This window comes from Achromobacter pestifer (assembly GCF_013267355.1).
Classification (GTDB): Bacteria; Pseudomonadota; Gammaproteobacteria; order Burkholderiales; family Burkholderiaceae_B; genus Achromobacter; species Achromobacter pestifer_A.
Window position 1 is genome coordinate 1082604 of the sequence record NZ_CP053985.1, and the last position, 22880, is coordinate 1105483.

18 protein-coding genes are annotated in these 22880 nt (G+C 67.1%); 6 read left to right on the forward strand and 12 right to left on the reverse strand.

From position 1 onward, the window contains the following. Positions 1-37: 37 nt before the first annotated feature. Both FOC84_RS05400 and FOC84_RS05405 read right to left on the reverse strand, forming a co-directional pair. The gene (locus tag FOC84_RS05400; RefSeq protein WP_006217959.1) at positions 38-397 is read right to left on the reverse strand and encodes an NADH-quinone oxidoreductase subunit A; all 360 of its coding nucleotides are present in this window, start codon (positions 395-397) and stop codon (positions 38-40) included. Between the two features lie 290 nt (positions 398-687). Beyond that, complete coding sequence (locus FOC84_RS05405; RefSeq protein ID WP_173143513.1) at positions 688-1797, reverse strand: porin; 1110 nt, start codon at positions 1795-1797, stop codon at positions 688-690. 479 nt (positions 1798-2276) lie between these two features. On the opposite strand from FOC84_RS05405, the gene FOC84_RS05410 reads away from it, so the two are divergent. From FOC84_RS05410 to FOC84_RS05420, 3 genes are read left to right on the forward strand one after another with little or no spacing between them, the layout of a single operon-like run. Then, complete coding sequence (locus FOC84_RS05410) at positions 2277-2891, forward strand: TetR/AcrR family transcriptional regulator (protein WP_088139187.1); 615 nt, start codon at positions 2277-2279, stop codon at positions 2889-2891. Beyond that, positions 2888-3331, forward strand: a complete 444-nt coding sequence (locus tag FOC84_RS05415; RefSeq protein ID WP_173143514.1) for a PaaI family thioesterase — start codon at positions 2888-2890, stop codon at positions 3329-3331. Before FOC84_RS05410 ends, FOC84_RS05415 begins: the two co-directional genes overlap by 4 nt. After that, positions 3328-3765 (forward strand): NAD(P)-binding domain-containing protein, encoded by a 438-nt coding sequence (locus tag FOC84_RS05420; RefSeq protein WP_173143515.1) that lies wholly within the window; start codon positions 3328-3330, stop codon positions 3763-3765. The genes FOC84_RS05415 and FOC84_RS05420 overlap by 4 nt, the downstream gene beginning before the upstream one ends. Here FOC84_RS05420 and FOC84_RS05425 read toward each other — a convergent pair. From FOC84_RS05425 to axyZ, 7 genes are all read right to left on the reverse strand, one after another. Continuing rightward, positions 3736-4503 carry a phosphatase PAP2 family protein gene (locus tag FOC84_RS05425; RefSeq protein ID WP_173143516.1) on the reverse strand — a complete coding sequence of 256 codons (768 nt, stop codon included), beginning with the start codon at positions 4501-4503 and terminating at the stop codon, positions 3736-3738. The genes FOC84_RS05420 and FOC84_RS05425 overlap by 30 nt on opposite strands. A 37-nt stretch (positions 4504-4540) precedes the next feature. Continuing rightward, positions 4541-5326 carry a metallophosphoesterase family protein gene (locus FOC84_RS05430; protein WP_173143517.1) on the reverse strand — a complete coding sequence of 262 codons (786 nt, stop codon included), beginning with the start codon at positions 5324-5326 and terminating at the stop codon, positions 4541-4543. Next, positions 5323-6297: a diacylglycerol/lipid kinase family protein gene (locus tag FOC84_RS05435; RefSeq protein ID WP_173143518.1), complete on the reverse strand. Its 975-nt coding sequence runs from the start codon at positions 6295-6297 to the stop codon at positions 5323-5325. The genes FOC84_RS05430 and FOC84_RS05435 overlap by 4 nt, the downstream gene beginning before the upstream one ends. Before the next feature lie 84 nt (positions 6298-6381). After that, a complete protein-coding gene (locus FOC84_RS05440) occupies positions 6382-8181 on the reverse strand; it encodes a gamma-glutamyltransferase family protein (RefSeq protein ID WP_173143519.1) in 1800 nt (599 codons plus the stop codon). Positions 8182-8308: 127 nt separating this feature from the next. Then, on the reverse strand, positions 8309-9811 hold the full coding sequence (locus FOC84_RS05445; RefSeq protein WP_173143520.1) for an ABC transporter substrate-binding protein: 1503 nt from the start codon (positions 9809-9811) through the stop codon (positions 8309-8311). A 210-nt stretch (positions 9812-10021) separates the two neighbouring features. Then, positions 10022-10918 (reverse strand): LysR family transcriptional regulator, encoded by an 897-nt coding sequence (locus FOC84_RS05450; RefSeq protein WP_173143521.1) that lies wholly within the window; start codon positions 10916-10918, stop codon positions 10022-10024. A 72-nt stretch (positions 10919-10990) separates the two neighbouring features. Continuing rightward, positions 10991-11629 carry a multidrug efflux transcriptional repressor AxyZ gene (gene axyZ, locus FOC84_RS05455; RefSeq protein ID WP_173143522.1) on the reverse strand — a complete coding sequence of 213 codons (639 nt, stop codon included), beginning with the start codon at positions 11627-11629 and terminating at the stop codon, positions 10991-10993. A 225-nt stretch (positions 11630-11854) separates the two neighbouring features. Here axyZ and FOC84_RS05460 point away from each other — a divergent pair, with 225 nt between their 5' ends. From FOC84_RS05460 to oprZ, 3 genes are read left to right on the forward strand one after another with little or no spacing between them, the layout of a single operon-like run. Next, positions 11855-13066, forward strand: coding sequence for a MexX/AxyX family multidrug efflux RND transporter periplasmic adaptor subunit (locus FOC84_RS05460; RefSeq protein ID WP_173143523.1), 1212 nt, complete (start codon positions 11855-11857; stop codon positions 13064-13066). A gap of 6 nt (positions 13067-13072) precedes the next feature. After that, positions 13073-16210, forward strand: a complete 3138-nt coding sequence (locus tag FOC84_RS05465; RefSeq protein WP_173143524.1) for a multidrug efflux RND transporter permease subunit — start codon at positions 13073-13075, stop codon at positions 16208-16210. Further along, positions 16207-17589: a multidrug efflux RND transporter outer membrane subunit OprZ gene (gene oprZ, locus FOC84_RS05470; RefSeq protein ID WP_173143525.1), complete on the forward strand. Its 1383-nt coding sequence runs from the start codon at positions 16207-16209 to the stop codon at positions 17587-17589. The genes FOC84_RS05465 and oprZ overlap by 4 nt, the downstream gene beginning before the upstream one ends. A gap of 4 nt (positions 17590-17593) precedes the next feature. Here oprZ and FOC84_RS05475 read toward each other — a convergent pair whose 3' ends face one another. From FOC84_RS05475 to FOC84_RS05485, 3 genes are read right to left on the reverse strand one after another with little or no spacing between them, the layout of a single operon-like run. Continuing rightward, positions 17594-18250, reverse strand: coding sequence for a helix-turn-helix transcriptional regulator (locus FOC84_RS05475; protein WP_173143526.1), 657 nt, complete (start codon positions 18248-18250; stop codon positions 17594-17596). A 53-nt stretch (positions 18251-18303) separates the two neighbouring features. After that, entirely contained in the window at positions 18304-19749 is a 1446-nt protein-coding gene (locus FOC84_RS05480) for an efflux transporter outer membrane subunit (protein WP_173143527.1), read from the reverse strand. A 15-nt stretch (positions 19750-19764) separates the two neighbouring features. Further along, a complete protein-coding gene (locus FOC84_RS05485; protein WP_173143528.1) occupies positions 19765-22869 on the reverse strand; it encodes a MexW/MexI family multidrug efflux RND transporter permease subunit in 3105 nt (1034 codons plus the stop codon). Positions 22870-22880: the final 11 nt, after the last annotated feature.

Sequence of the window (22880 nt, forward strand, 5' to 3'; positions counted from 1 at the left end):
TCGTCTCTGATAGCGTGCTGTGGAAAAACCCGGCGGGTTATTCCCAGTCCAGCGCGCCCTTTTTCCATTCGTAGATGAAGCCGACCGTCAGCACGGCCAGGAATACCATGACCGTCCAGAAACCGACGAGACCGACAGTGCCCTGGGCGATGGCCCACGGGAACAGGAACGCGATTTCCAGGTCGAAAAGAATGAACAGGATCGCCACAAGGTAGTAGCGCACGTCAAACTTCATGCGGGCGTCTTCGAAGGCCTCGAAACCGCATTCGTACGGCGAGAGCTTCTCGGCGTAAGGACGCCGCGGACCAAGGAGGGAGCCGGCCGTTAGAAGCGCGAACCCGATAAGGGTGGCCACTACGATAAACAGCAGGACGGGAAAATACTGTTGCAGGTTCATTCAGGCGTCCGTCAAATGCGCAAACCTTAGGATTGTAGCATTCGCGCGGTTACTTCTGGCTGAACTCTGTAGCTCGAACAGCAGGTGAAAGACAGCATTCCTCAAATGGAACAATGGCTGTTTTCAGCACCGGTGCGCAAGCATACAGCAGCCTGCCGAAGCACGCACAAACCCACGCAAAAACACAGGCGCGTAAACAAAAAAACCACCCCGAAGGGTGGTTTCATACGAACGGGCCGAAGCCCGTTCGCGCACTTTAAATCCAGGCAGGACTTGCGCCCTGCTTTGGATTAGAAGCGGTGACGGATGCCGACGCCGACGGCGGTCGACTTGACGTCTTCCACGAAGGCGTAGTTCTTGGCGTACGAACCGTAAGCGTACAGGTTGGTGCGCTTGGACAGGTCGTAGGTGTAGCCCAGCGAGAAGACGTTCATCGTCTCAGCACCGTTGATACGGTCGTTGCTGGGGTCAACCATTTGCCACGAACCGAACAGCTTGCTTGCGCCGCCGATCGGGGCGGACAGGCCGACCATGTACGAGTTGGCCTTGAAGCCGTCAGCAAAGATGTTGGTGCCGATGCTCAGGGAGCCCGAGCCGGTGTTCACGCCTTGGCCAGCGAACCAGCCGTCGGTCGTGCGAGCGTAGGCCAAGGCCAGCTTCACGACTTCGAAGTCGTACGAACCGCCGATGGCGTACATACGCGGGGTCGCGTCGGTCAGAGCGGTCGGCAGCTTGTTCGAAGCATTCAGCTGGTCATACGTCAGAGCGACGTTCAGCGGGCCGTTGACGTAGCGCAGACCGGTCGTGATGGCGCGGGTGTTGTCGGCGGTGCGGAAGCCCGATTGCGTCGTGTTCTGGTCGTCAGCGTTGAACGAGTAGCCAATGCCGAACTGGAAGCCGCTGAACGACGGGGTCTGATACATGACCATGTTGTCGTAGCGTTGCGTGTTGGCAGCGCTCATCGAAACGCCGATGTTGGCTTGACCGAAGCCAGCGCCGAACGGATCGATCGAGCCGAAGTACTTCGACGCGATGTTGGTTTGGCGACCGAAGTCCAGTTGGCCCCAGCTGTCGCTGGCCAGACCGATGGTGGCTTGACGACCGAACAGGCGGCCGTTTTGAGCCGACTTGCCATTGCCCGAATCAAAGCCCGATTCCAGTTGGAAAACAGCGCGCAGGCCGTCACCCAGGTCTTCCGAACCACGCAGACCCCAGCGCGAACCGTTCTGGACGCCGTTGATCATGCCGAAACGGCTGCCGTTGATGGCATCAGGACCACCGCTGATCTTGTTGTAGCCGATACCCGTGTCGATGATACCGTACAGGGTGACAGACGTTTCTGCCTGGGCGACACCGGCAAAACCGGCGAGCAGGGCGGCAGCGAGCAGAGTCTTTTTCATTTAAGAAATCTCCGTTGATTTGAGTGACAAGAGCAGCAATCCAGCAAACCAGCCTGCCGCCCCCCTAACTCCGCGAAGGGAAGTTGACGCTATTGCATCAAAAATCAGGGGGGCTGGCTATGGTCGGCGCCAGAAAAGTGCAGGTTTACGACAGCCTTGTTGGGATATTGCAACATCGCAGCGCAGCCTGGGCGACCACACTAGGGCTTACCCTTGGTTTTTGGGCCAAGCACCTATCCATGCGACTTTCAGCCCTGCCCCTAATTAGCCGGACGATCTGGATACCATCCCCGACACCCAATGGAAGGCGCCTTCCGGCGCCGTCTGAGCCTGGCGCCAACCTTCGACGCGCCGCCGGGATCCCATTTTCGCCATAAGGACCGCGCAGCAGGAATGGCGCCTTTCGTCCACTATCAATAACGTTGTTATTTATAAAAATCGCCGATATGATCGAATCGTCGATTCCCCTCTTGAACCCCATGCCTACGCCCTCCTCCCGCGCCGACCGTTCCGAACGATTGAATGCGCTGCGCCGCCAGCTGGTTCTGGACGCCGCCCAGCGCGTGTTCGAGCGCGACGGCCTGGAGAAGACCACGATCCGCGCGATCGCCAAGGAGGCCGGCTGCACCACCGGCGCCATCTACCCCTGGTTCGCCGGCAAGGAAACCATTTATGGCGCGCTGCTGGAGGAATCGCTGGAACGCCTGCATGCGCATCTGGCCGAGGCGGCCTCTAGCGGCCCGGCCCCGGCCGCGGCGCGCACCGCGATCCATGCGTTCTTCGGCTACTACGCCGAACGGCGGACCGACTTTTCGCTGGGCATGTACCTGTTCCAGGGCCTGGGGCCGCGCGGCCTGGGCCGGGAAATGGACGAACGGCTCAACGCCCGCCTGCGCCAGTGCATCGACCTGCTGGGCGTGGCGCTGGCCCGGACCAAATCCTGGGAGGCCGCGGCAGTCGCGGTCGAGCAGATGAATCTCTTCACCTATCTGATGGGGCTGTTGCTGCTGCTGCACACCCGCCGCCTGAAATCCCTGGGCCAGCATGCGCAAGCGCTGCTGGACAACTACTGCCTCGCCCTGGAGCAACGATGACCGCAACCGACCTGGACACCCCGGCCGACGCCCCGCTGATCAGCCTGGCCGATTTCCATATCCTGCTGGCGGACCAGCATCCCTTTTCGCTGCTGCTGGGCATAGATGTACTGCGCATCGGCCGCGGCACGGCGCGCGCGGTGCTGCCCGCGCGCGACGCCCACCAGCGGCTGGGCGGCATCGTCGCCGGTCCGATGCTGATGGGCCTGGCCGACCTGGCCATGTACGCGGCGGTGGTGGGCGCCACCGGACAGGCGCACGCGGTGACGGCCAGCCTGACGATCAATTTCCTGCGCAAGAGTCCGGCCGGCGCCATCCATGCCGACGCCCGGCTGCTGAAAGTAGGCCGGCTGTCCGCCGGGGAAGTCATTCTGACCGGCGAAGGGTCGGACGAGCCCCTCGCCCATATCGTGAGCACGTGGTCCGTGCCCAAGCCATGAACATGCGCGTGAGCATCGTCGGCATGGGCAAGACCGGCACGCGAGCCGCCCAGCGCCTCCTGGCGGCCGAGCCGGACATCGCGCTGACCCTCTACGACATCGAGCCTGCGCGCTGCGAGGACTTCCGCGGCAGCGCCACGCTGGCGACGTCCGCCCGCGAAGCGCTGGAAGAATCGGACACCATCGTGCTGGCCCTGCCGCGCGAGCGCGAGATCGACCGCACGCTGGAGCGCTTCAGCGACGGCAACGTGACCGCGCCGGTAGCGGGCAAACTCATCGTGGACCTGGAGCCGCCCTGCGCCGAGCGCGCGCGCAGCCTGGACCAGGCCATCGTCGCGGCGGGCGGCCGCTACACCTGCGCGCCCCTGGACGCGGCGGCGGACGCCCCGGGCACCGAGGCACGCCTATTGAACGCCCTGGCCCTGGGGGCATGACGGCCGCAGACGCTGCGCCGCCGCCACGCACAGCGCCAGCCAGGCGAGGCTGACCGCGAAACCCGCCAGCACGTCGCTGACGAAATGGACCTGCAGCAGGATGCGGCTGAGTCCGATCGCCATGATGAGGGCCGCCAACAGCGCGGTTCCCGGCAGGCGCCACGCAGGAGGCGCCAGACGCCAAAGCAGATAGCAGGCCATGCCGTACACAGCCATCGCGGCCGAGGAATGGCCACTGGGGAAGCTCCACCCCGCCGCGCTGGCATAGCCATGTTCATGCTCCGGCCGGACGCGCTCGAAAGCATGCTTGAGCAGCCAATTCAGCGCCCCGCCCACGCCGGTGGCGACGGCGCAGACGACGGCCAGCCCCCATTGCCTGCGGAACAGCAGGAACAATGTCATCAGCACGCTGACCCCGGTCAGGAAATTCCGGTCGCCCAGATACGTGAACCAGGACAGCAGCCACAGCAGCGGCGTCGACATGGACATGCCCAGGGCGCCGGCCAGCGCCCGGTCGAAGGCGACCACCGCGCCCTGGCGCTCGATGGCATAGGCCAGGATCAGGAACAGCGCGAGCGCCGCGGACGTCCCCAGAGCGAACAACGCAACGCGGCCGCCGCCGGGCAGGCGCGGCCAGCAGCACGCCAAGGCCAGCGCAGCCGCCGCGGCCAGCAGTGGCAGCGCGATGAATAGCTGCAAGGCATGAGCCGCCGCCCATGCCGCATACGCATCCGTCATAAGTAAGAGCCCGTCACGAAGAAATTCCCGCTCTCTCTCAATACAACGCGACCAGGGTCTTGTCCACCGGTGCAAACGCATGCGCCCCGGCGGCGTAATCCCAACGCTCGATATGGCAGTCGCCCTGCCCCTCGCGGGTAATCACATTGACCGAATTGGGCACGTTGCCGCGCACGCGGCGCGAGCAGGTGGTTCCGGCCTGGACGACCCAGCCGCTGGCAGGCGCCGCGGGATTCAGCGGCAGCACATAGGGCAGATGGATGTGTCCGCCAAGCACCAGGTGGACGCCTGCCTGCATCCAGGCCTCAAGCGCGCGCTCGCGCCCGTTCAACAGGTTGGACAGGTCCGACTCGACCTTGGCGCGCACGGGGTGGTGCGCGACCACGATACGCAGCTGTCCCGGCTTGGCCTGGCGCAGCCGCTCGGCGACCCGGGCGATCTGCGCGCCGGATATCTCGCCATCCTTGCGGCGGCGAGGCCGCGTCGTATTGACGCCGATGGCGAGCAGGCCGGCGTTCTCGAACACGGGTTCCAGCACGGGGCCCAAGGCCCGCTTGTAGTTGCCGTAGGGGTTGAGCGCGCGCGCGAACACGTTGAACAGCGGAATATCGTGATTGCCCGGCACCGTCAGCACCGGCAGCGACAGGCGTTCGATGAACTTGCGGGCGGCGGCGAACTGGCCGCGCCGCGCGCGTTGCGTGATGTCGCCGCTGAGCACCACCAGATCGGGCGCGAGATTGCAGGCCAGGTCCAGCGCGGCTTCGACCACGGGTTTGCGTTCCGTGCCGAAGTGGGTATCGGAAAAATGCAGGATGCGGGTCATGAACGGTCCAGGTATTGCGAATCCGCCGGCACCACCAGCGGCAGCCGTTCGGCGGCCACGTTGAATTCCAGCGGCGTATCCATCCAGGAGATTTCGCCGTCCATCGCCACCTTGACACGACGGCGTCCGCGCACCGCCACCGTCAGGCGGTCGAAGGCGAAACTGACCACGTGCTCGGCTTCGCCCAGGCGGCTGAACAGGCCGCGCAGCAGCAGGCCATAGAGCGCCAGGGTGCCGACCGGCCGCGCCGCCATGGCGATCAGCCGGTTCTGGCCCAGTTCCGTGGAATCGATGCCGATGTGCTCCAGCTGGAGTTTGTTGTTGCCCACCACCAGCGTGGGCGAGCGCAGGTTGCGGGCCTGCCCGCCGTGATCCAGCAGCAGGCTCAATTGGCGCGGCGCGCGCAGCAGCGTGACCAGGCCGGACCACAGCGCCACCAGCCGGCTGCGGCCGTACTTCTGCTTGTAGGCTTCGCGGTCCTCGAGCAGTTGCGGGTACAGGCCCAGGCTGGCATTGACCAGGAACGGCCGGCCGTTGAGCATGCCGACCTGCACCGGCCTGGGCTGGCCTTGCAGGAAACCGCGCAGGGCCACCTCCGTGTCTTGCGAGATGCCATAGCTGCGCCCGAAGTAATTGAACGTGCCTTGCGGCAGGATGCCGAACGGCACCCCCTTGCCAAGCACGACGCTGGCGACCGCGTTGAGCGTGCCGTCGCCTCCGGCCGCGATGACCACCCCCTGCTGCGCCTGCGCGCGCCTGACCGCGTCCTCGGCCGTGGCGGTCAGGCGCGACGGATCCTGCACCGGCATCAGTTCGTAGCGGCGTGCGGCCTCGTCGAGTATGCGGCGTATGGTGTCCTGCAGGGTCTGCGCGTCGCCGCGCCCCGATCCGGTATTGAGGACGATGAAGAGGGGTTCTTGTCCCGTCAGGGAATGGGCCGCTGTTGCCGGTTTCTGCTGGGGTGGCGTCATGCGACAAACATACCCCATGCCGGCAAAACGCCGCAACAAGGCCGGCGGCGGGCGGGGCCAGGCGCACCCCGCCGCCGTGGCCGTTCAGCGGCCGATGGCGTAAGCCTGCATCAGGCGCGGCGTGGCCGCCGCGTGCAGCAGGCCGTCGGCATCGCGCGAGGCCGCGGTCAACCTGCCCACCGACCATTCAGGCACTTCCTCGATCTGGTGCCCGCGCTGGCGCAGCGCCGCGATGACCTCGGCGCCGAAGCTGGCCTCCACCGCCAGATGCCCCGGCTTGCGGTCGCGCGGATAGAAGGACGTAGGGAAATGCATGGTGTGGGACATGGGCAGGTCGATCGCTTCCTGCAAGTTCAGGCCGTGATGCACATGGCGCAGGAAGAACAGCAGCTGCCATTGCTCCTGCTGATCGCCGCCCGGCGTGCCGAAGGCCAGGTAGGGCTTGCCGTCGCGCAGCGCCAGCGAGGGCGTGAGCGTGGTGCGCGGACGCTTGCCGGGCGCCAGCGTGCCGGGCAGCCCCTCTTCCAGCCAGAACATCTGCGCGCGGGTATTCAGGCCGAAGCCCAGCTCCGGGATCACCGGCGAGGACTGGAACCATCCGCCCGACGGCGTGGCCGAAATCATGTTGCCCCAGCGGTCGATGACGTCCACGTGCGTGGTGTCACCGCGTTTGGCGGAAGCGCGCATGTCGGCCAGCGTGGGTTCATTGGTGGCGCTGCCGGGCGCGGAGACCTTGGACAGGCGCTCCAGGGTGTCCATGACGCGCTGGACTTGCGCCTCGAAACCCGGCACCTGGCCGGGCTGCAGATCCTGCGAGGCCGACTCGCCGATGAGCGCGCGGCGTTCGGCGTTGTAGGCGTCGGACAGCAGATGATCCAGCGGCACGTCGACGAAGGCCGGATCGCCGTAATAGGCCTCGCGGTCGGCGAAGGCCAGCTTCATGGCCTCGGTCACGCGGTGCACGAACTCGGCGCTGGTCGGGCTCACGCCGGCCAGGTCCATCTCCTTGAGCAGCGCCAGGGTCTGCAGGAAGACCGGGCCTTGGCTCCAGGAGCCGGCCTTCGCCACGGTGTAGCCGTGATAGTCGTAGGTCACCGGCTTGTCGTAGCTGGCCGACCAGCCCGCCAGGTCGTCCGCGGTGATGACGCCGCGGTGCGTGGATCCGCTCTCGTCCATGACGTCGGTATTGCGCGCAAACTTGTCGATTTCCTCGGCAATGAAGCCACGGTAGAACGCATCGCGCGCCGCCTCGATCTGGCGCTCGCGGTCCGCGCCCGCGCTTTCGGCCTGCTGCAGCACGCGGGTCCAGGTGCGCGCCAGCGCCGGATTGCGGAACAGCTTGCGGGCCTCGGGCACCTTGCCGCCCGGCACGTAGACCTCGGCAGTGGTCGGCCAATGGGTCTGGAAGAAATCCTTCAGCCCGGCGATGGTGTTGGAGATGCGCGGCATCAGCGCGTGGCCGTGTTCCGCGTAATAGATGGCGGGCTCCAGCACGTCGCGTACGCGCATGCTGCCGTGGTCGCGCAGGAGCAGCATCCAGGCGTCGAAGGCGCCGGGAATGACGGTGGCCAGCAGGCCGTTGCCGGGGATGAGCTTGAGGCCTTCGGCCCGATAGCGTTCGAGCGTGGCGGCGGCGGGCGTGGTGCCCTGGCCGCACAGTACCTCGACGCGGCCGGTGCGCGCGGAGTAGAACACGGCGGGCACTTCGCCGGCCGGGCCCACCAGATGGGGTTCGACCACCTGCAGCACGAAAGCGGAGGCGACGCAGGCGTCGAAGGCGTTGCCGCCGCGCTCCAGCAGCGACATGCCGGCCGCGCTGGCCAGCCAATGGGTGGAGGTCACGACACCGAAGGTGCCGAGGATTTCCGGGCGAGTGGTAAACATGATGATTCCTATGGGGGCTAAGGCAGCCTATCCAGGGGCCGCGGATCCGGTTTCGCCGGTCCGCCGATGCCGCCGGTCAGAAGCCCCCCTCGACGGGCGCTTCCGACCGGCCGGTAGAGGGCGAGCCCTACTTTTTAGCGACAGTGACACCCTTCAGGCGAATCAAGCCATCGGGATACGGCACGAAGCCTTCCACCTTCTTCTGCACGCCGAAGGTCCACGGCAGGTAGAACAGGTAGACGATGGGACGCTGGTCCTGCATGGTCGCCAGCACCTGGTCATACATGGCGCGGCGCTTGGCGTTGTCGGACTCGGCGCGGGCGTCGTTGAGCAGCTTGTCCACGCCAGCGTCGCAGAACTTGCCGTCGTTCAGGTTGCCCTTGCAGCTCAGGTACTGGTGGATGTTGCCGCTGGGATCGACGCGGCCGGACCAGCCGCTCTGCCCCACTTCGAAGTCGCCGCGCGCGAGCGAGGACTGCAGCGAGGCGAACTCCACCGGACGCAGCGTGATGTCGAAGCCCGCTTCGGCGCCCATGGCCTGCACCAGCTCGAACACCTGCTGCATGGTGGTGTTGTTGCCGAAGGTGATCTCGAACTTGACGCGGTCATAGCCCGCTTCCTTCAGCAGGGCCTGGGCCTTCTTGGGGTCGCGGCCCTTGTGCTCGAAGGCGGTGTTGTAGGCGAAGCTGGCCGGCGGGAACGGCTGATAGGCGGGCTGGAACATGCCTTCGCCGATCACCTGGTTGAGCACGTCGCGGTCAATGGCGAGGTCCAGCGCCTGGCGCACGCGCTTGTCCTTGGCCAGCGGGTTGTTGGCGCGCGCGCCGTTGGCCAGGTTCACCGAAATGGCCTGGAAGCCCAGGCCGGTCACCGGCGCCAGGGTCAGGTTCTTGTCGTCCTTCACTGCCTTGGCATCGCTGGGCGCGACGCGCTCGATGATGTCCAGGTCACCCGCGCGCAGGTTGTTCAGGCGCACGGTGTTGTCGGGAATCGGGGTGTAGACCAGGCGGTCGAAGTGATAGTTGGCCGCATCCCAGTACTTGGGAAATTTCTCGAGCACGATGCGGTCGTTCTGCACGCGCTCCTTGAACTGGTAGGGACCCGAGCACACCGGCTTGCCGCCGGGATCCTTGTCGAAGCTGGCGGGCGACATCATCATGCCGGCGCGGTCGGACAGCTGCGACAGCAGCGAGGCGTCGGGTTCGGACAGGGTCAGCACCACGGTGCTGGCGTCCGGGGCTTCGACGCTGGCGACCGTGGCCAGCTCGCTCTTGCGGTTGCTGTCGGGCAAGGTGCGGGCGCGGTCCAGGTTGGCCTTGACGGCCGCGGCGTCCACCGGCGTGCCGTCATGGAACACGGCATCCGTGCGCAGCTTGAAGGTCAACACCTTGTGGTCCGGGCTGACGGTCCAGGATTGCGCCAGCTGCGGCACGATCTTCAGGTCCGGCGTGATCTCGACCAGCTTGTCGCACAGGGAAGCGAAGACGATGCGGCCCACGAAGGTGCGCGCGCGCACCGGGTCCAGCACGTCGGGGTCGTCCTGCAGGCCGATACGCAGGGTGGATTGGGCTTGCGCCAGTCCGCTGGCCAGCATTCCCGCCATGGCCATGGCGAGGCAAAGTTTACGCATGAAAGATCTCCGTCGGTTCAGGTCGGCCTGGTTCCCCGCGCGGGCGCGCCGCCCGGCATGAGGGAACAGACCCGAGCCGTGCCGCATCCGGGTCCATCCCCCGCTGCGCACGTTCTTGTTGGATTCTGCGCCAGGCGCGCGGCGATTGTATAGAGCGGCGGCTGTCGTAAGCCTAAATGCGCGCCGCGCGGCCGCCTTGCGGACGCGCTTTCAGGGAATGCGGCAAGGCGCGGCGAAGTCCACGGCGGCCTGGACCTCGGCGCGCAGCTTGGCGACCAGCGGACGGGCGTCGTCGCGGCGGTATTGGAATGCATAAGGCAAGGCCGCCAGGGGCGTGTCCCCTTCCAGCACGCACAGGCTGCCCTCGGCCTGCAGCGCGCGGGCCCAATGGCTGGGCAGCAGGCCGACGCCGGTCCCTTCTATCAGGAGGCCGACCACCGCGCCCCAGTTGTTGCAGCAGAGGCGTTCGCCGCCGGCGTCGCGGCCCGCCAGCCAGTCGTCGATGATGCGCGTGGTGCCGGCCCCCGCCGGCAGCGTGACCAGCGGCAGGCGTTCCAGCAGCGCGGGCGTCATGCGCGTGGCCCCGTCCAGGAGCGCCGGCGCGGCGACCCAGGAGAAGTCGGCCTGGCCGATGGCCGTGGAAGCGATATTGGGCCGCGAGGAACGGCCAGCGATCACGGCGAAATCCAGCTCGCCGTCGGCCACGCGCTGCTCCAGCACCTGGCCGATGTCCACATAGGGTTCCAGCACCAGGTCCGGATAGGCGGCGCGCACGCCCCGGATCAGCCGCGGCAGCCAGGTCAGCGCGGTCAGTTCGCCCACGCCGAAGCGGCAGCGGCCACTGAGCCCCGCGCTTTGCGCCAGCGACGCCCGGATCTGTTCGGCCGAGGCCAGCAGGTCGCGCGCCTGCGGCAGCAGGCGCTGGCCGGCGTCAGTCAGCACCGCCTTGTGGCCGCTGCGGTCGAACAAAGCCAGGCCCAGCCCTTCCTCGAGTTCGGTGATGCGCTTGGACAGCGACGACACCGACAGGTGCAGACGCTCGGCCGCCACGGCGAAACTTGCGCAGGTGGCAGCCCAGTAGAAGGCTTCGAGTTGCTTGAGGGTCATGCCGGGATTGTAGGGGCGCCCGGCTTAGGGGCGCCCGGCTCAGGGACGCCGAAGCACGATGCCCTCCCGCAATCAGGCGGCTTGCGGCGTCAACAGGTGCGCGGAAAGCCGCAGAGTGTCGATGGCGGCGCGGAGCATGCGCTCGACGCGCGGCCATATATCGCCCTTCAGGCGATCGGACCAGCAGATGCTGCCGAACACTCCATCGATCAAGGAGTGCAGGTAGATATTGGACAGACGCACGTCCAGCGCGCGCGGCAGGTCGTCGCGCCTGACCGCGGCGCGCAGCAATTTCTCCGAGGTACGCAGGGCATGCCGCTCCCACAGGTCGCGGCGACGCAGCAGCGGCGCATTCTCGTCACTGTGTTCGCACTTCAGGTAAAGGATTTCCAGCACGCGCTGCACCGATCCTTCCTCCGCGTAGATCTGGATGTACTGGCGCATGGAGGTATAGAGCGATTCCAGCGCCTCGCCCTCCGTCGACACCTGGGTCAGCGACGCCGCCTCGCCCAGCGCGCGGTCGCACATGGCGATGCAGACGTCGATCTTGTTCTTGTAATGGCCGTAGACGGCGCCCCTGGATACGCCCGCATAGTCGGCAATGTCGCTCATGGTGGTGCCAGCCACCCCTTTCGACAGGAACACGTGCTCCGCCGCATCCAGGATGCGGTCGCGGGTGCGTTGGGACTCTTCTTTCGTCTTGCGGGCCATGCGGGGACCTCCTTCTTAAAAAAAATCGGCTGCAAAAAAACGGCGACTTCAAAACAAGAAGCCGCCTTTTTCGTCACTGTGAATAAGTGTGAAGCGGGAGCATACTTCCGAACAAAATAATTAATCAAGCGTGACGGATTAAATGATAGACTCGCTTCCCCACGCGGGAAAGTCGGCGCCTTTCCCCACCTCAGCCCTCCCCGGGCCCATCAGATAATTTTAAAAATGAAGCAAAGAGTCTCTCTACGCACGCTCGCCCTTTCTTCCGTATTAATTCTTATTACCGGTTGCTCGAAACCGGAAACCCAAGCAGCCGCCGAGGCACCCGCCGAAGTCGGCGTCATCGTCGCCGCGGCCACGCCCACCAGCGTCGCCACCGATTTGCCGGGCCGGCTGGAGCCCTACCGCGAGGCCGAGGTACGCGCACGCGTGGCCGGCATCGTCACCGCGCGCCTGTACGAGGAAGGCCAGGACGTGGCGCGCGGCGCCGCCCTGTTCCAGATCGACCCCGCGCCGCTGCAGGCCGCCTACGATTCCGAAGCCGCGAACCTGGCGCGCGCGCAGGCGAACCTGTCCGCCGCCGCAGACAAGCTGCGCCGCTACGCCGACCTGGTGTCGGACCGCGCCATCAGCGAACGCGATCACGCCGAAAGCGTGGCGCAGGAACGCCAGGCGCGGGCCGAAGTCGCCCTGGCCCGCGCCAACCTGCAAAGCGCCAAGCTGAAGCTGGATTACGCACGCGTCACCTCGCCCATCGACGGCCGGGCGCGGCGCGCGCTGGTGACCGAAGGCGCGCTGGTGGGCGAAGGCCAGGCCACGCCGCTGACGGTGGTGCAGCAGATCGATCCCATCTACGTGAACTTCGCCCAACCCGCCGCCGAAGTGATGCAGCTGCAGAAGCAGATCCGCGCAGGCGCGCTGGAAGGCGTGGCGCCGGACCAGGTGCGGGTGCGCCTCGTGCTGCCCGACGGCTCCGAGTACGGGCGCGGCGGCACGCTGTCGTTCGCCGACCTGGCGGTGGATCCGGGCACGGACAACGTCACGATGCGGGCGCTGTTCGAGAACCCCGGCCGCGACCTGCTGCCGGGCATGTACGTGCGGGTGCGGCTGGAGCAGGCGATCAACCGCGACACCTACCTGGTGCCGCGCAATGCCCTGCTGCGCAGCGCCGAAGGCGCGCATGTGCTGGCCGCCGGCCCCGACGGAGAGCTGAAGAAGATTGCCGTCACCGCGCAGCGGCTGCAGGGTCCCAACTGGATCGTCACGCAGGGATTGGCGGGCGGCGAACGCATCGTCGTCGAAAACGCCGCGCACTTGGCGGCGGGACAGAAAATCAAACCGGTGGAGCGGGCCGCGCCCAGTGCACAAGCCCCAGCCGCCGGCAACCCGGAGGCCGGCGTCCAGGCAAGGACGCCCGCCGCGGGCCAAAAAGGATAAACCGCAATGGCGCGTTTTTTTATCGATCGCCCAGTCTTCGCTTGGGTGATCTCGCTGCTGATCGTGCTGATCGGCATCCTGTCGATCCGTGCGCTGCCCGTGGCGCAGTATCCGGACATCGCACCGCCGGTGGTCAACGTCGGCGCCAGCTACCCGGGCGCCTCGGCCAAGGTGGTCGAAGAAGCCGTCACCGCCATCATCGAACGCGAGATGAACGGCGCCCCGGGGTTGATGTACACCTCGTCCAGCAGCGACTCGACAGGCTGGGCCAGCATCAACCTGACCTTCAAGCAAGGCACCAACCCGGACCTGGCGGCCGTGGAAGTGCAGAACCGCCTCAAGGCGGTGGAGCCGCGCCTGCCGGAATCGGTGCGCCGCGACGGCGTGCGCGTGGAGAAGGCGGCCGACAACATCCAGCTGGTGGTATCGCTGAAGTCGGACGGCGGGCTGGATGACATCCAGCTGGGCGAACTGGCCGCGTCCAACGTGCTGCAGGCGCTGCGCCGCGTGGAAGGCGTGGGCAAGGTGCAGTCGTTCGGCGCGGAAGCCGCCATGCGCATCTGGCCGGATCCGGCCAAACTGACGGCCATGTCCCTGACCCCGGGCGACATCGTCTCGGCCCTGCGCAGCCACAACGCGCGCGTCACCATCGGCGAACTGGGCAACCAGGCCGTGCCCAAGGACGCGCCGCTGAACGCCAGCATCGTGGCCGGCGAATCGCTGCGCACGCCCGAGCAGTTCGGCAATATCCCGCTGCGCGCGCAGCCGGACGGCGCCACCCTGCGCCTGAAGGACGTGGCCCGGGTCGAGCTGGGCGGCACCGACTACATGTACCTGTCGCGCGTGAACGGCATGACCGGCACGGGTCTGGGCATCAAGCTGGCGCCAGGCTCGAACGCGGTGGAAACCACCAAGCGCATCCGCGCGACCATGCAGGAGCTGGCCCAGTACTTCCCGCCGGGCGTGACCTGGGACATCCCGTACGAGACCTCAACCTTCGTGGAGATCTCCATCAAGAAGGTGCTGATGACGCTGCTGGAAGCCGTGGCCCTGGTGTTCTGCGTGATGTACCTGTTCATGCAGAACTTCCGCGCCACGCTGATTCCGACGCTGGTAGTGCCGGTGGCCCTGCTGGGCACGCTGGGCGTGATGCTGGGGCTGGGCTATTCCATCAACGTGCTGACGATGTTTGGCATGGTGCTGGCCATCGGCATCCTGGTGGACGACGCCATCGTGGTGGTGGAAAACGTCGAACGGATCATGGCCGAGGAAGGCCTGCCGCCGCGCGAGGCCACGGTCAAGGCCATGGGCCAGATCAGCGGCGCCATCGTGGGCATCACGGTGGTGCTGGTGTCGGTGTTCGTCCCCATGGCGTTCTTCGACGGCGCGGTGGGCAACATCTATCGACAGTTCGCCGTGACGCTGGCCGTGTCGATCGCCTTCTCGGCTTTCCTGGCTCTGTCGCTGACGCCGGCGTTGTGCGCCAGCATGCTCAAGCCGATCGCTGCGGGCCACCACGAGAAGCGCGGCTTCTTCGGCTGGTTCAACCGGGCCTTCGCGCGCCTGACCACGCGCTACACGGCGCGGGTGTCGGGCGTGCTGGCCCGTCCGGCGCGCTTCGGCCTGGCCTATCTGGCGGTGATCGCCGCGGTGGCGCTGCTGTTCGCGCGCCTGCCCTCCTCCTTCCTGCCGGACGAAGACCAGGGCAGCTTCATGGCCATGGTCATCCTGCCCCAGGGCTCGCCGCAAGCCGAGACCATGGCGATGGTGAAGGAGGTCGAGCGCTACATGATGGAGCACGAGCCCGTCGAGTACGTATATTCGGTCAACGGCTTCAGCAACTACGGCAGCGGCCCCAACTCGGCCATGTTCTTCGTCACGCTGAAGGACTGGAAGCAGCGCGGCGGCGCCGACCTGCATGTGAACGCGGTGGTGGAGCGCATCAACGCCGCCTTCGCCGACCACAAGAACGTCATGGTGCATGCGCTGAATTCCCCGCCGTTGCCGGACCTGGGATCCACCTCGGGCTTCGACTTCCGCCTGCAGGACCGCGCCGGGCTGGGCTACGAGGCCCTGACCCAGGCGCGCCAGCAATTGCTGGCGGCGGCGGCCAAGCATCCCGCGCTGGCGGAGGTCGTTTTCGCCGGCCAGGAAGAAGCGCCGCAGCTGGAGCTGCGCGTCGACCGCGACAAGGCCCAGGCCATGGGCGTGCCCTTGGACGAGATCAACACCGCCCTGGCGGTGATGTACGGCTCGGACTACATCGGCGATTTCATGCTCAATGGCCAGGTGCGGCGCGTGACCGTGCAGGCAGACGGCAAGAGCCGCGTCGACATGGAGGACGTCTCGCGCCTGCACGTGCGCAACCTGCAGGGGCAGATGGTGCCGCTGTCGGCCTTCGCCACCCTGAAATGGTCGATGGGACCGCCGCAGCTCAACCGCTACAACGGCTTCCCCTCGTTCACCATCAACGGCTCGGCCGCCCCCGGACACAGCAGCGGCGAGGCCATGCGCGCCATCGAGGCGCTGGCTGCGGAGCTGCCGCGCGGCATTGGCTTCGACTGGTCGGGCCAGTCCTATGAGGAACGCCTGTCCGGCAACCAGGCGCCGGTGCTGTTCGCGCTGTCGGTGCTGGTCGTGTTCCTGGCCCTGGCCGCGCTGTACGAAAGCTGGTCCATCCCGCTGGCGGTGATCCTGGTGGTGCCGCTGGGCGTGATCGGCGCGGTGCTGGGCGTGACGCTGCGCGGCATGCCCAACGACATCTACTTCAAGGTCGGCCTCATCGCCACCATCGGGCTATCGGCCAAGAACGCGATCCTGATCGTGGAAGTGGCCAAGGACCTGGTGCGCGACGGCCAGGGCATCGTGTCCGCCACCTTGGAGGCGGCAAGACTGCGGCTGCGGCCCATCGTGATGACCTCGCTGGCCTTCGGCGTGGGCGTATTGCCCCTGGCGCTGGCCACCGGGGCGGCTTCGGGCGCCCAGGCCGCGATCGGCACGGGCGTGCTGGGCGGCATCGTCACCGCGACGGTGCTGGCCATCTTCCTGGTGCCGCTCTTCTTTCTTATCGTGGGCCGCGTGCTAGGCATGCGCGTGCGCCCCTCGCGTCCACAAGGCCGTGAAACGCTGGAGACCTCGCCATGAAGGCTATGGCAATGACCCTGCTTGCGCTGGCCCTGGCCGGCTGCTCGCTGGCCCCCAAGTACGAACGTCCGGCGGCGCCGGTCCCGCAGGCCTATGACACGCCCGCCGCGAACGGGCAGGCGGCCATGCCGCAGGATTGGCGCGATTACTTCAACGACCCGGCGCTGCAGGCCTGGATCGCCGCCGCGCTCGAGAACAACCGCAACCTGCGGGTGGCGGCGTTGCGCATCCAGGAAGCCCGGGCGCTGTATGGCGTGCAGCAGGCCGACCGCCTGCCGTCCATCGACGGCACGGGCGAGTTCAGCCGCGGCCGCGGCGCGGAGCCCGGCCAGCCGCGCATGCCGGTGGCCGACCGCTACCGCGCCGCCATCGGCATCGCCGCGTTCGAACTGGATTTCTTCGGCCGCGTGAAGAGCCTGAGTGACGCCGCGCTGTCGCGCTATCTGGCCAGCGAGGAAGCGCATCGCGCCGCCACGCTGTCGCTGGTGTCGGAGACGGCCGCGGCTTACTTCAACCAGCGCTCGCTGGCGGAGCAACTGCGCCTGACCGAGAGCACGCTGGCGCTGCGCGAAGCCTCGCTCAAGCTCACCCAGCGCCGCTACGACGCGGGGCTGGAAACGGCCGTGGGGCTGCGCACCGCGCAGATGCTGGTGGAATCCTCGCGCGCCACGCATGCCGAACTGAGCCGGGAATACCGCCAGGCCGTGCATACGCTGGGAATGCTGGCGGGAGACTTCTCCCTGCCGCCCGACACCGAGGCCGTCACGCTGGAAAGCCAGAGCCTGACACCGCTGGCCGCGGGCCTGCCCTCCGCCCTGCTGATCCGGCGCCCGGACTTGCGCCAGGCCGAGGACACGCTGCGCGCCGCCAACGCCGACATCGGCGCGGCGCGCGCGGCGTTTTTCCCGTCGGTGCAGCTGACCACCGACATCGGCACCACGGCCGGCAGCTTCTCGGACCTGTTCGGTTCGGGCACGGGCACCTGGACCTTCGCGCCCAAGCTCACGCTGCCCATCTTCAATGCCGGGCGCAACAGCGCCAATCTGTCGCTGGCGGAAACGCGCAAGGACATCGCGGTGGCCCAGTACGAAGGCAGCATCCAGCAGGCCTTCCGCGAAGTGGCAGACGCGCTGTCCGCGCGCGATACGCTGCGCGCCCAGATCGACGCCCAGCGCAAGGTGCGCGACGCGGACCGCGACCGCCAGCGCCTGACCGAAAGGCGCTACGAACGCGGCGTGGCCAGCTACCTGGAAATGCTGGAGGCGCAGCGCAGCCTGTTCGAGTCCGAACAGGAGTTCATCCGGCTGCAGCAGCGCCGGCTGGTCAATGCGGTGGAACTGTACAAGGCGCTGGGCGGCTGGGAGCAGCCCGGATCATGACGGATCAGCCGGCCTTGTCGATGCGGTAGGCGCAACGGCGCGCGCCCGCGAGGATATGTTCTTCGCGGCGCACCCGGACTTCTTCTCCGAGCACCTTGTGGAAGAGTTCCAGCTCGCTGCGGCAAAAGCCCATACAGGCTTTGGCCGCGGAACAGATCGGGCAATGGTTCTCGATGAAGAGGAAGTCCGGGCCGTCCTTGCGCAGCTCGGCCATGTAGCCTTCGGCGCTGCGGACTTCCACCAGCCGCTCCAGCCGCTCCTTCAGGCTGCGGGCGCCCTGCATGGCCTGGCGATAGCCGCTGAGCATGGCGGCTTCGCGCGCCTGGATCAGCTTTTCGATGCCCTCTTCGCCGAACACCTGGCGCACCGCGCCCAGCATCTGCACCGTCATTTCGGCATGCGTGTCCGGAAAACGGCCATGCCCGGCATCGGTCAGGAACCATATCTGCGTGGGCCGGCCCCGGCCCGCGCTGTGGCTTTCGGAATCCACCAGTCCTTCCGCATGCAAGCGCGTCATCTGCTGACGCACGGCCTCGGCCGTCACGTCCATGGCCTTGGCGATGACCGCGACGGATTGCGGACCGCGCGTCTTCAGGATCATGAGCACGCGGTCGGCGGGCTGATGCTCCCAGACCACGGGATGGGACGGACTGTCAGACATGGATGTGGATACTCCGGATATGTGCCTATGGTGCCACGAACCGCGCCCGCCGGTCAGCCGGAGGCGGCCTGTTGGTCCAGCGAGGGCGCTTCCCATCCGCCCCCCAGCGCCTTGTACAGCGCGATCAGGCGGGTATAGGACTCGGTTTCGGCCACGGCCACGGCGTCCTGGGCGCGCAAAAGCGTACGCTGCGCGTCCAGCACCGTCAAATAAGGGGTGCTGCCTTCGCGATAGCGCAACTGCGCCAGTTCCGCCGCCCTGCCGCTGTACGCGGCAGCCTGCGCCAGGCTGCCCAGACGCTGCTGGGTCTGACCGTATTCCGTCAGGGCCGATTCCAGTTCCTCGACCGCCCGCAGCACGGTCAGCTCATAGCTGGCGACGGCGCCGTCAGCGCGCGCCACCGCGCCGCGCTTGCGCGCCAGCGCCGTGGGCAGGTGGAAGGCGGGCCAGTTGGCAGTGGCCGCCACGCTGAACGCGCGGCTGGCCGATGAACCGAAGTCCGCGCCGCGCAAGGCGACGAAGCCCAGGAATCCGCCCAGGTCGATGCGCGGATACAGTTCGGCGGTCGCCACGCCCACGTCGGCGTTGGCGGCAGCCATGCCGCGTTCGGCCGCCAGCACGTCCGGCCGGCGCGACAGCAAGGCGCTCACGTCGCCGATCGGCAGGCGGGTATCCAGCGGCGCCAACGCCTTGCCCGCGTCCAGTTCGCCCAGCTCCACCGGCCGCAGGCCCGCCAGCACCGCGATCCGGTACTGCGCCAGTCGCCGGGCCGCGACCTGCACCGGCACGCTGGCCTGCACGGTCTCCAGTTCGGCGCGCGCGCTGGCCAGGTCGCCTTCGTCGCCACGGCCGGCCGCCACCATGGCCTGGATCACGCGCAGGCTGTCGCGCTGGCTCTGCAGGTTGGCGCGCGCCACGGCCAGGCGCTGTTCCGCGCCGCGCAGCTCGAAATAGTTGCGCGCCACTTCCGCGGCCACCACGATGCGGGTCTGGGCCAGGTCCGCGGCCTGCGCCTCGCTGCGCGCGGCGGCGCCCTCGGTGGCCCGGCGCAGCCGGCCGAACAGGTCCAGCTCCCAGGTGGCGTCGAAGCCCGCCCGGTAGCTCTCGGCCAGGTTGCGCTGGCCGGTGGCTCCTGCATTGGCCTGGGACAGGCTGCGTTCATAGCCCCCGCCCAGCGTGACCGCCGGCAGCTGGTCCAGTTCCTTCTCGTCCAGCGCCGCGCGCGATTCGGCCAGGCGCGCCTGGGCCATGCGGATGTCGAGATTGCGGGACAGCGCCAGATCGATCAGCCGGTCCAGCTGGGGGTCCTGCAATTGCTTCCACCAGTCGCGCTGCAGCTGGTCGGTGGAGAACAGGGCCTGCTCGGGGCTGGCCAGCGCCACGGGCGCGGCCTGGGGTTTCTGGTAATCGGGGCCGACGGCGCAACCGGCAGTGGCCAGCGCGGCCAGCAGCACGGCCGCGCCGCGGCGCAAGCGTAGGGAGAGTTGTGGATGCTTCATGATGATTTCCTTGGGCTAGGCGGTGGCGCCAGGCGCTGCGGCGTCCTCCGCCTGGGCCAGCGCCAGTTCCCGGGCGCGCGGCGTATCGTGCGCTGCGCGGTGGTCGCGGGCGAGTACGGTGTAGACGGTGGGCAGCACGAACAGCGTGAACAGCGTGCCCACCAGCAGGCCCACCACGATGACCAGGCCCAGGCTGTAGCGGCTGTGCGCGCCCGCGCCGCTGGCGAACAGCAACGGAATCAGGCCCATGACCATGGCCGCGGTCGTCATCAGGATGGGGCGCAGCCGGATGCGAGCGGCCTGCTCCATTGCGGTACGCCGGTCCAGCCCGTGGCTGACCTGCATTTCATTGGCGAACTCCACCATCAGAATGCCGTGCTTGCTGATCAGGCCGATCAGCGTCACCAGCCCGATCTGCGTATAGATGTTGATGGTGGCCATGCCCAGCGCCAGCGGTATCAACGCGCCGCAGATCGACATGGGCACGCTCACCAGGATGATGAAGGGATCGCGCAGGCTCTCGTATTGCGCCGCCAGCACCAGGTAGATCACGATGATGGCGAAGATGAAGGTAATCATCAGCGCCGAGCCTTCCTGGCTGTACTGGCGCGCGTCCGACTGCCAGTCGTAGCTGAAGCCCGCGGGCAGGAACTGGGCTTGGCCGGTCAGGAACTGCACCGCGTCGCCCATGGTGACGCCCGGCATGGGGATGGCCTGGAAGGTGGCCGCGTTGAGCTGGTTGAACTGGGTCAGCTTGTTGGGCTCCACGCCCATGGACACGGTCACGAGGTTGGACAGCGGCACCTGCGCGCCGCTGGCGCTCTTGACGTAGTAGCGCGCCAGCGACTCCGGCGAGATGCGCTGCTCGCGCAGACTCTGGGGAATGACGTCGTAGGAACGGCCGTCCATGCCGAAGCGGTTCACGTAGTTCTCGCCCACCAGCACGGCCAGCGTGTCGCCGATGGCCTTCATGGTGACGCCCAGGCTGTTGGCCTTGGCGCGGTCCACCTTCAGCTGCACCACCGGGTTGTTGTAGTCCAGGTCGCTGTCGACCACCATGAACAAACCGCTTTCACGCGCCGCCTTTTTCAAATTCTCCATGGCCTCGTAGACCACCGGATAGTCGGATGCGCTCATGATGACCATCTGCACCGGCAACCCGCCGGTGGAACCCGGCAGCGACGGCAACTGGAAGGCGAAGATGTTGCTGCCTTCGACCTGGTTCACCATGGCCTGCATATCGGCCTGGATCTGGTCGGCCGAGCGGTGGCGCTTCTCCCAGGACACGAAGTCCACGCCGCCGATGCTGTTGGACACGCCGTCGGAGCCATTGATCAGCCAGCGCCCCTGCTGTTCGGGCAGGGTCTTCATCACGTCGTCCCACTTGCGGCCGAACTTCTCCACATAGTCGATGTTGGCGTGCTGCGGCGACTTGATCGCGGTCAGCACGGTGGACTGGTCCTCGACCGGCGCCAGCTCGCGCTGCGCGGCGTTGTAAAGGAACGGCAGGCTCGCCAGCACCGCCACGGCGATCAGTCCGGTCACCCAGCGGTGATGCAGCGAGATGTCCAGCACGCGGCCATAGGCATCGCCCAGGCGTCCGAAGAAGTGCTCGGCGCGGCGCGCCATCCAACCTTCGGAAACGCGGCTGTCCAGCAGGAACGAACTCATCACCGGCGACAAGGTCAGCGCGATGACGCCCGACACGACCACGGACCCGGCCAGGGTGAAGGCGAATTCCTTGAAGAGCGAACCGGTAAGCCCGCCCATCAGGCCGATGGGCGCGTAGACCGCCGCCAGCGTGATGGTCATGGCGATAACCGGCCCCGCCACTTCGCGCGCGCCGATGAGGGCCGCGCGCACGGGCGACTTGCCCTCCTCGATGTGGCGGTGCACGTTTTCCACCACCACGATGGCATCGTCCACCACCAGGCCGATGGCCAGCACCATGGCCAGCAAGGTCAGCAGGTTCACGCTGAAGCCGAACAGCGCCATGATGGCCGCCCCGCCCAGCATGGACAGCGGAATGGTCAGCACCGGAATCAGCACGGCGCGCAAGGACCCCAGGCACAGGAAGATCACCGCCACCACGATGGCGACGGCCTCGATCAGCGTGCGCACCACGCCGTCGATGGACGCGCTGATGAAGCGGGCCAGCTCGAACGGCACCTGCACACTGGTGCCGGGCGGCAGGTTCTGCTTGATGTTGGGCAGCAGCTCGTTCAGGCGCTTGACGATCACCAGCGGATTGCCCACCGGCGTGGCGTTCAAGCCGAAGTACACCGCCGGCTCGCCGTCCATCAGGCCGCTGGAATCGGTGGATGCGGCGCCCAGTTCCACCGTGGCCACGTCGCCCAGGCGCACGATCGCGTCGCCCTCGCGCTTGACCACCATGTCGCGGAATTCCGCGACGTTGACCAGGTCCGTGTTGACCTGGATGTTGGACACGACATACAAGCCCTTGGCCTGTCCCGGCGCCGCCTGCACGTTGTTGTCGCGCAGCGCGTCGGCCAGCTCGCCCGCGGAAATGCCGCGCGCCGCCATCCGGTTCGGGTCCAGCCACACCCGCATGGCCAGTTTCTGCCCGCCGTAGAGTTCCACGCTGGCCACGCCGTCGATGGACGAGAGCTGCGGCTGCACCACGCGCGACAGATAGTCGGTCAGGGACGCCAGCGACAAAGTGCTGCTGGAAAAGCCCACATAGGCCACGGCGGTCGCCTCGCCGGCGGACTTGACCAGCACGGGATCGTAGACGTCCTGCGGCAGGCGGTACTTGACCTCGTTGACCTTGGCCATCACCTCGGTCATGGCCTTGTTGGAATCGGCGTTCAGCTTCATCCGCACCGTGATCACGCTGCGGCCTTGCGTGGAGGAAGACGACAGGTAGTCGATGCCTTCCACCGTGGCCACGGACTGCGCAATGGGCTGGGTGACGAAGCCCTGCATCAGGTCGGGCGAAGCGCCCGGATACTGGGTGGTGATGGTGATGGTGGTGCTTTCGGTCAGCGGATACTGCCGCACCGGCAGGCCGCTCAGGGCCTTGATGCCCAGCAGCAGGATCAGCGTGCTGACCACCAGCGCCAGCACAGGCCGGCGCACGAAAAGATCGGTGAATTTCATGTTCTTCTCCG

What these genes read in the sequence shown, in the direction of transcription:
- FOC84_RS05400 (WP_006217959.1), bottom strand. Translation starts at nt 397, where the DNA reads ATGAACCTGCAACAGTATTTTCCCGTCCTGCTGTTTATCGTAGTGGCC.
- FOC84_RS05405 (WP_173143513.1), bottom strand. Translation starts at nt 1,797, where the DNA reads ATGAAAAAGACTCTGCTCGCTGCCGCCCTGCTCGCCGGTTTTGCCGGT.
- FOC84_RS05410 (WP_088139187.1), top strand. Translation starts at nt 2,277, where the DNA reads ATGCCTACGCCCTCCTCCCGCGCCGACCGTTCCGAACGATTGAATGCG.
- FOC84_RS05415 (WP_173143514.1), top strand. Translation starts at nt 2,888, where the DNA reads ATGACCGCAACCGACCTGGACACCCCGGCCGACGCCCCGCTGATCAGC.
- FOC84_RS05420 (WP_173143515.1), top strand. Translation starts at nt 3,328, where the DNA reads ATGAACATGCGCGTGAGCATCGTCGGCATGGGCAAGACCGGCACGCGA.
- FOC84_RS05425 (WP_173143516.1), bottom strand. Translation starts at nt 4,503, where the DNA reads ATGACGGATGCGTATGCGGCATGGGCGGCGGCTCATGCCTTGCAGCTA.
- FOC84_RS05430 (WP_173143517.1), bottom strand. Translation starts at nt 5,326, where the DNA reads ATGACCCGCATCCTGCATTTTTCCGATACCCACTTCGGCACGGAACGC.
- FOC84_RS05435 (WP_173143518.1), bottom strand. Translation starts at nt 6,297, where the DNA reads ATGACGCCACCCCAGCAGAAACCGGCAACAGCGGCCCATTCCCTGACG.
- FOC84_RS05440 (WP_173143519.1), bottom strand. Translation starts at nt 8,181, where the DNA reads ATGTTTACCACTCGCCCGGAAATCCTCGGCACCTTCGGTGTCGTGACC.
- FOC84_RS05445 (WP_173143520.1), bottom strand. Translation starts at nt 9,811, where the DNA reads ATGCGTAAACTTTGCCTCGCCATGGCCATGGCGGGAATGCTGGCCAGC.
- FOC84_RS05450 (WP_173143521.1), bottom strand. Translation starts at nt 10,918, where the DNA reads ATGACCCTCAAGCAACTCGAAGCCTTCTACTGGGCTGCCACCTGCGCA.
- axyZ (WP_173143522.1), bottom strand. Translation starts at nt 11,629, where the DNA reads ATGGCCCGCAAGACGAAAGAAGAGTCCCAACGCACCCGCGACCGCATC.
- FOC84_RS05460 (WP_173143523.1), top strand. Translation starts at nt 11,855, where the DNA reads ATGAAGCAAAGAGTCTCTCTACGCACGCTCGCCCTTTCTTCCGTATTA.
- FOC84_RS05465 (WP_173143524.1), top strand. Translation starts at nt 13,073, where the DNA reads ATGGCGCGTTTTTTTATCGATCGCCCAGTCTTCGCTTGGGTGATCTCG.
- oprZ (WP_173143525.1), top strand. Translation starts at nt 16,207, where the DNA reads ATGAAGGCTATGGCAATGACCCTGCTTGCGCTGGCCCTGGCCGGCTGC.
- FOC84_RS05475 (WP_173143526.1), bottom strand. Translation starts at nt 18,250, where the DNA reads ATGTCTGACAGTCCGTCCCATCCCGTGGTCTGGGAGCATCAGCCCGCC.
- FOC84_RS05480 (WP_173143527.1), bottom strand. Translation starts at nt 19,749, where the DNA reads ATGAAGCATCCACAACTCTCCCTACGCTTGCGCCGCGGCGCGGCCGTG.
- FOC84_RS05485 (WP_173143528.1), bottom strand. Translation starts at nt 22,869, where the DNA reads ATGAAATTCACCGATCTTTTCGTGCGCCGGCCTGTGCTGGCGCTGGTG.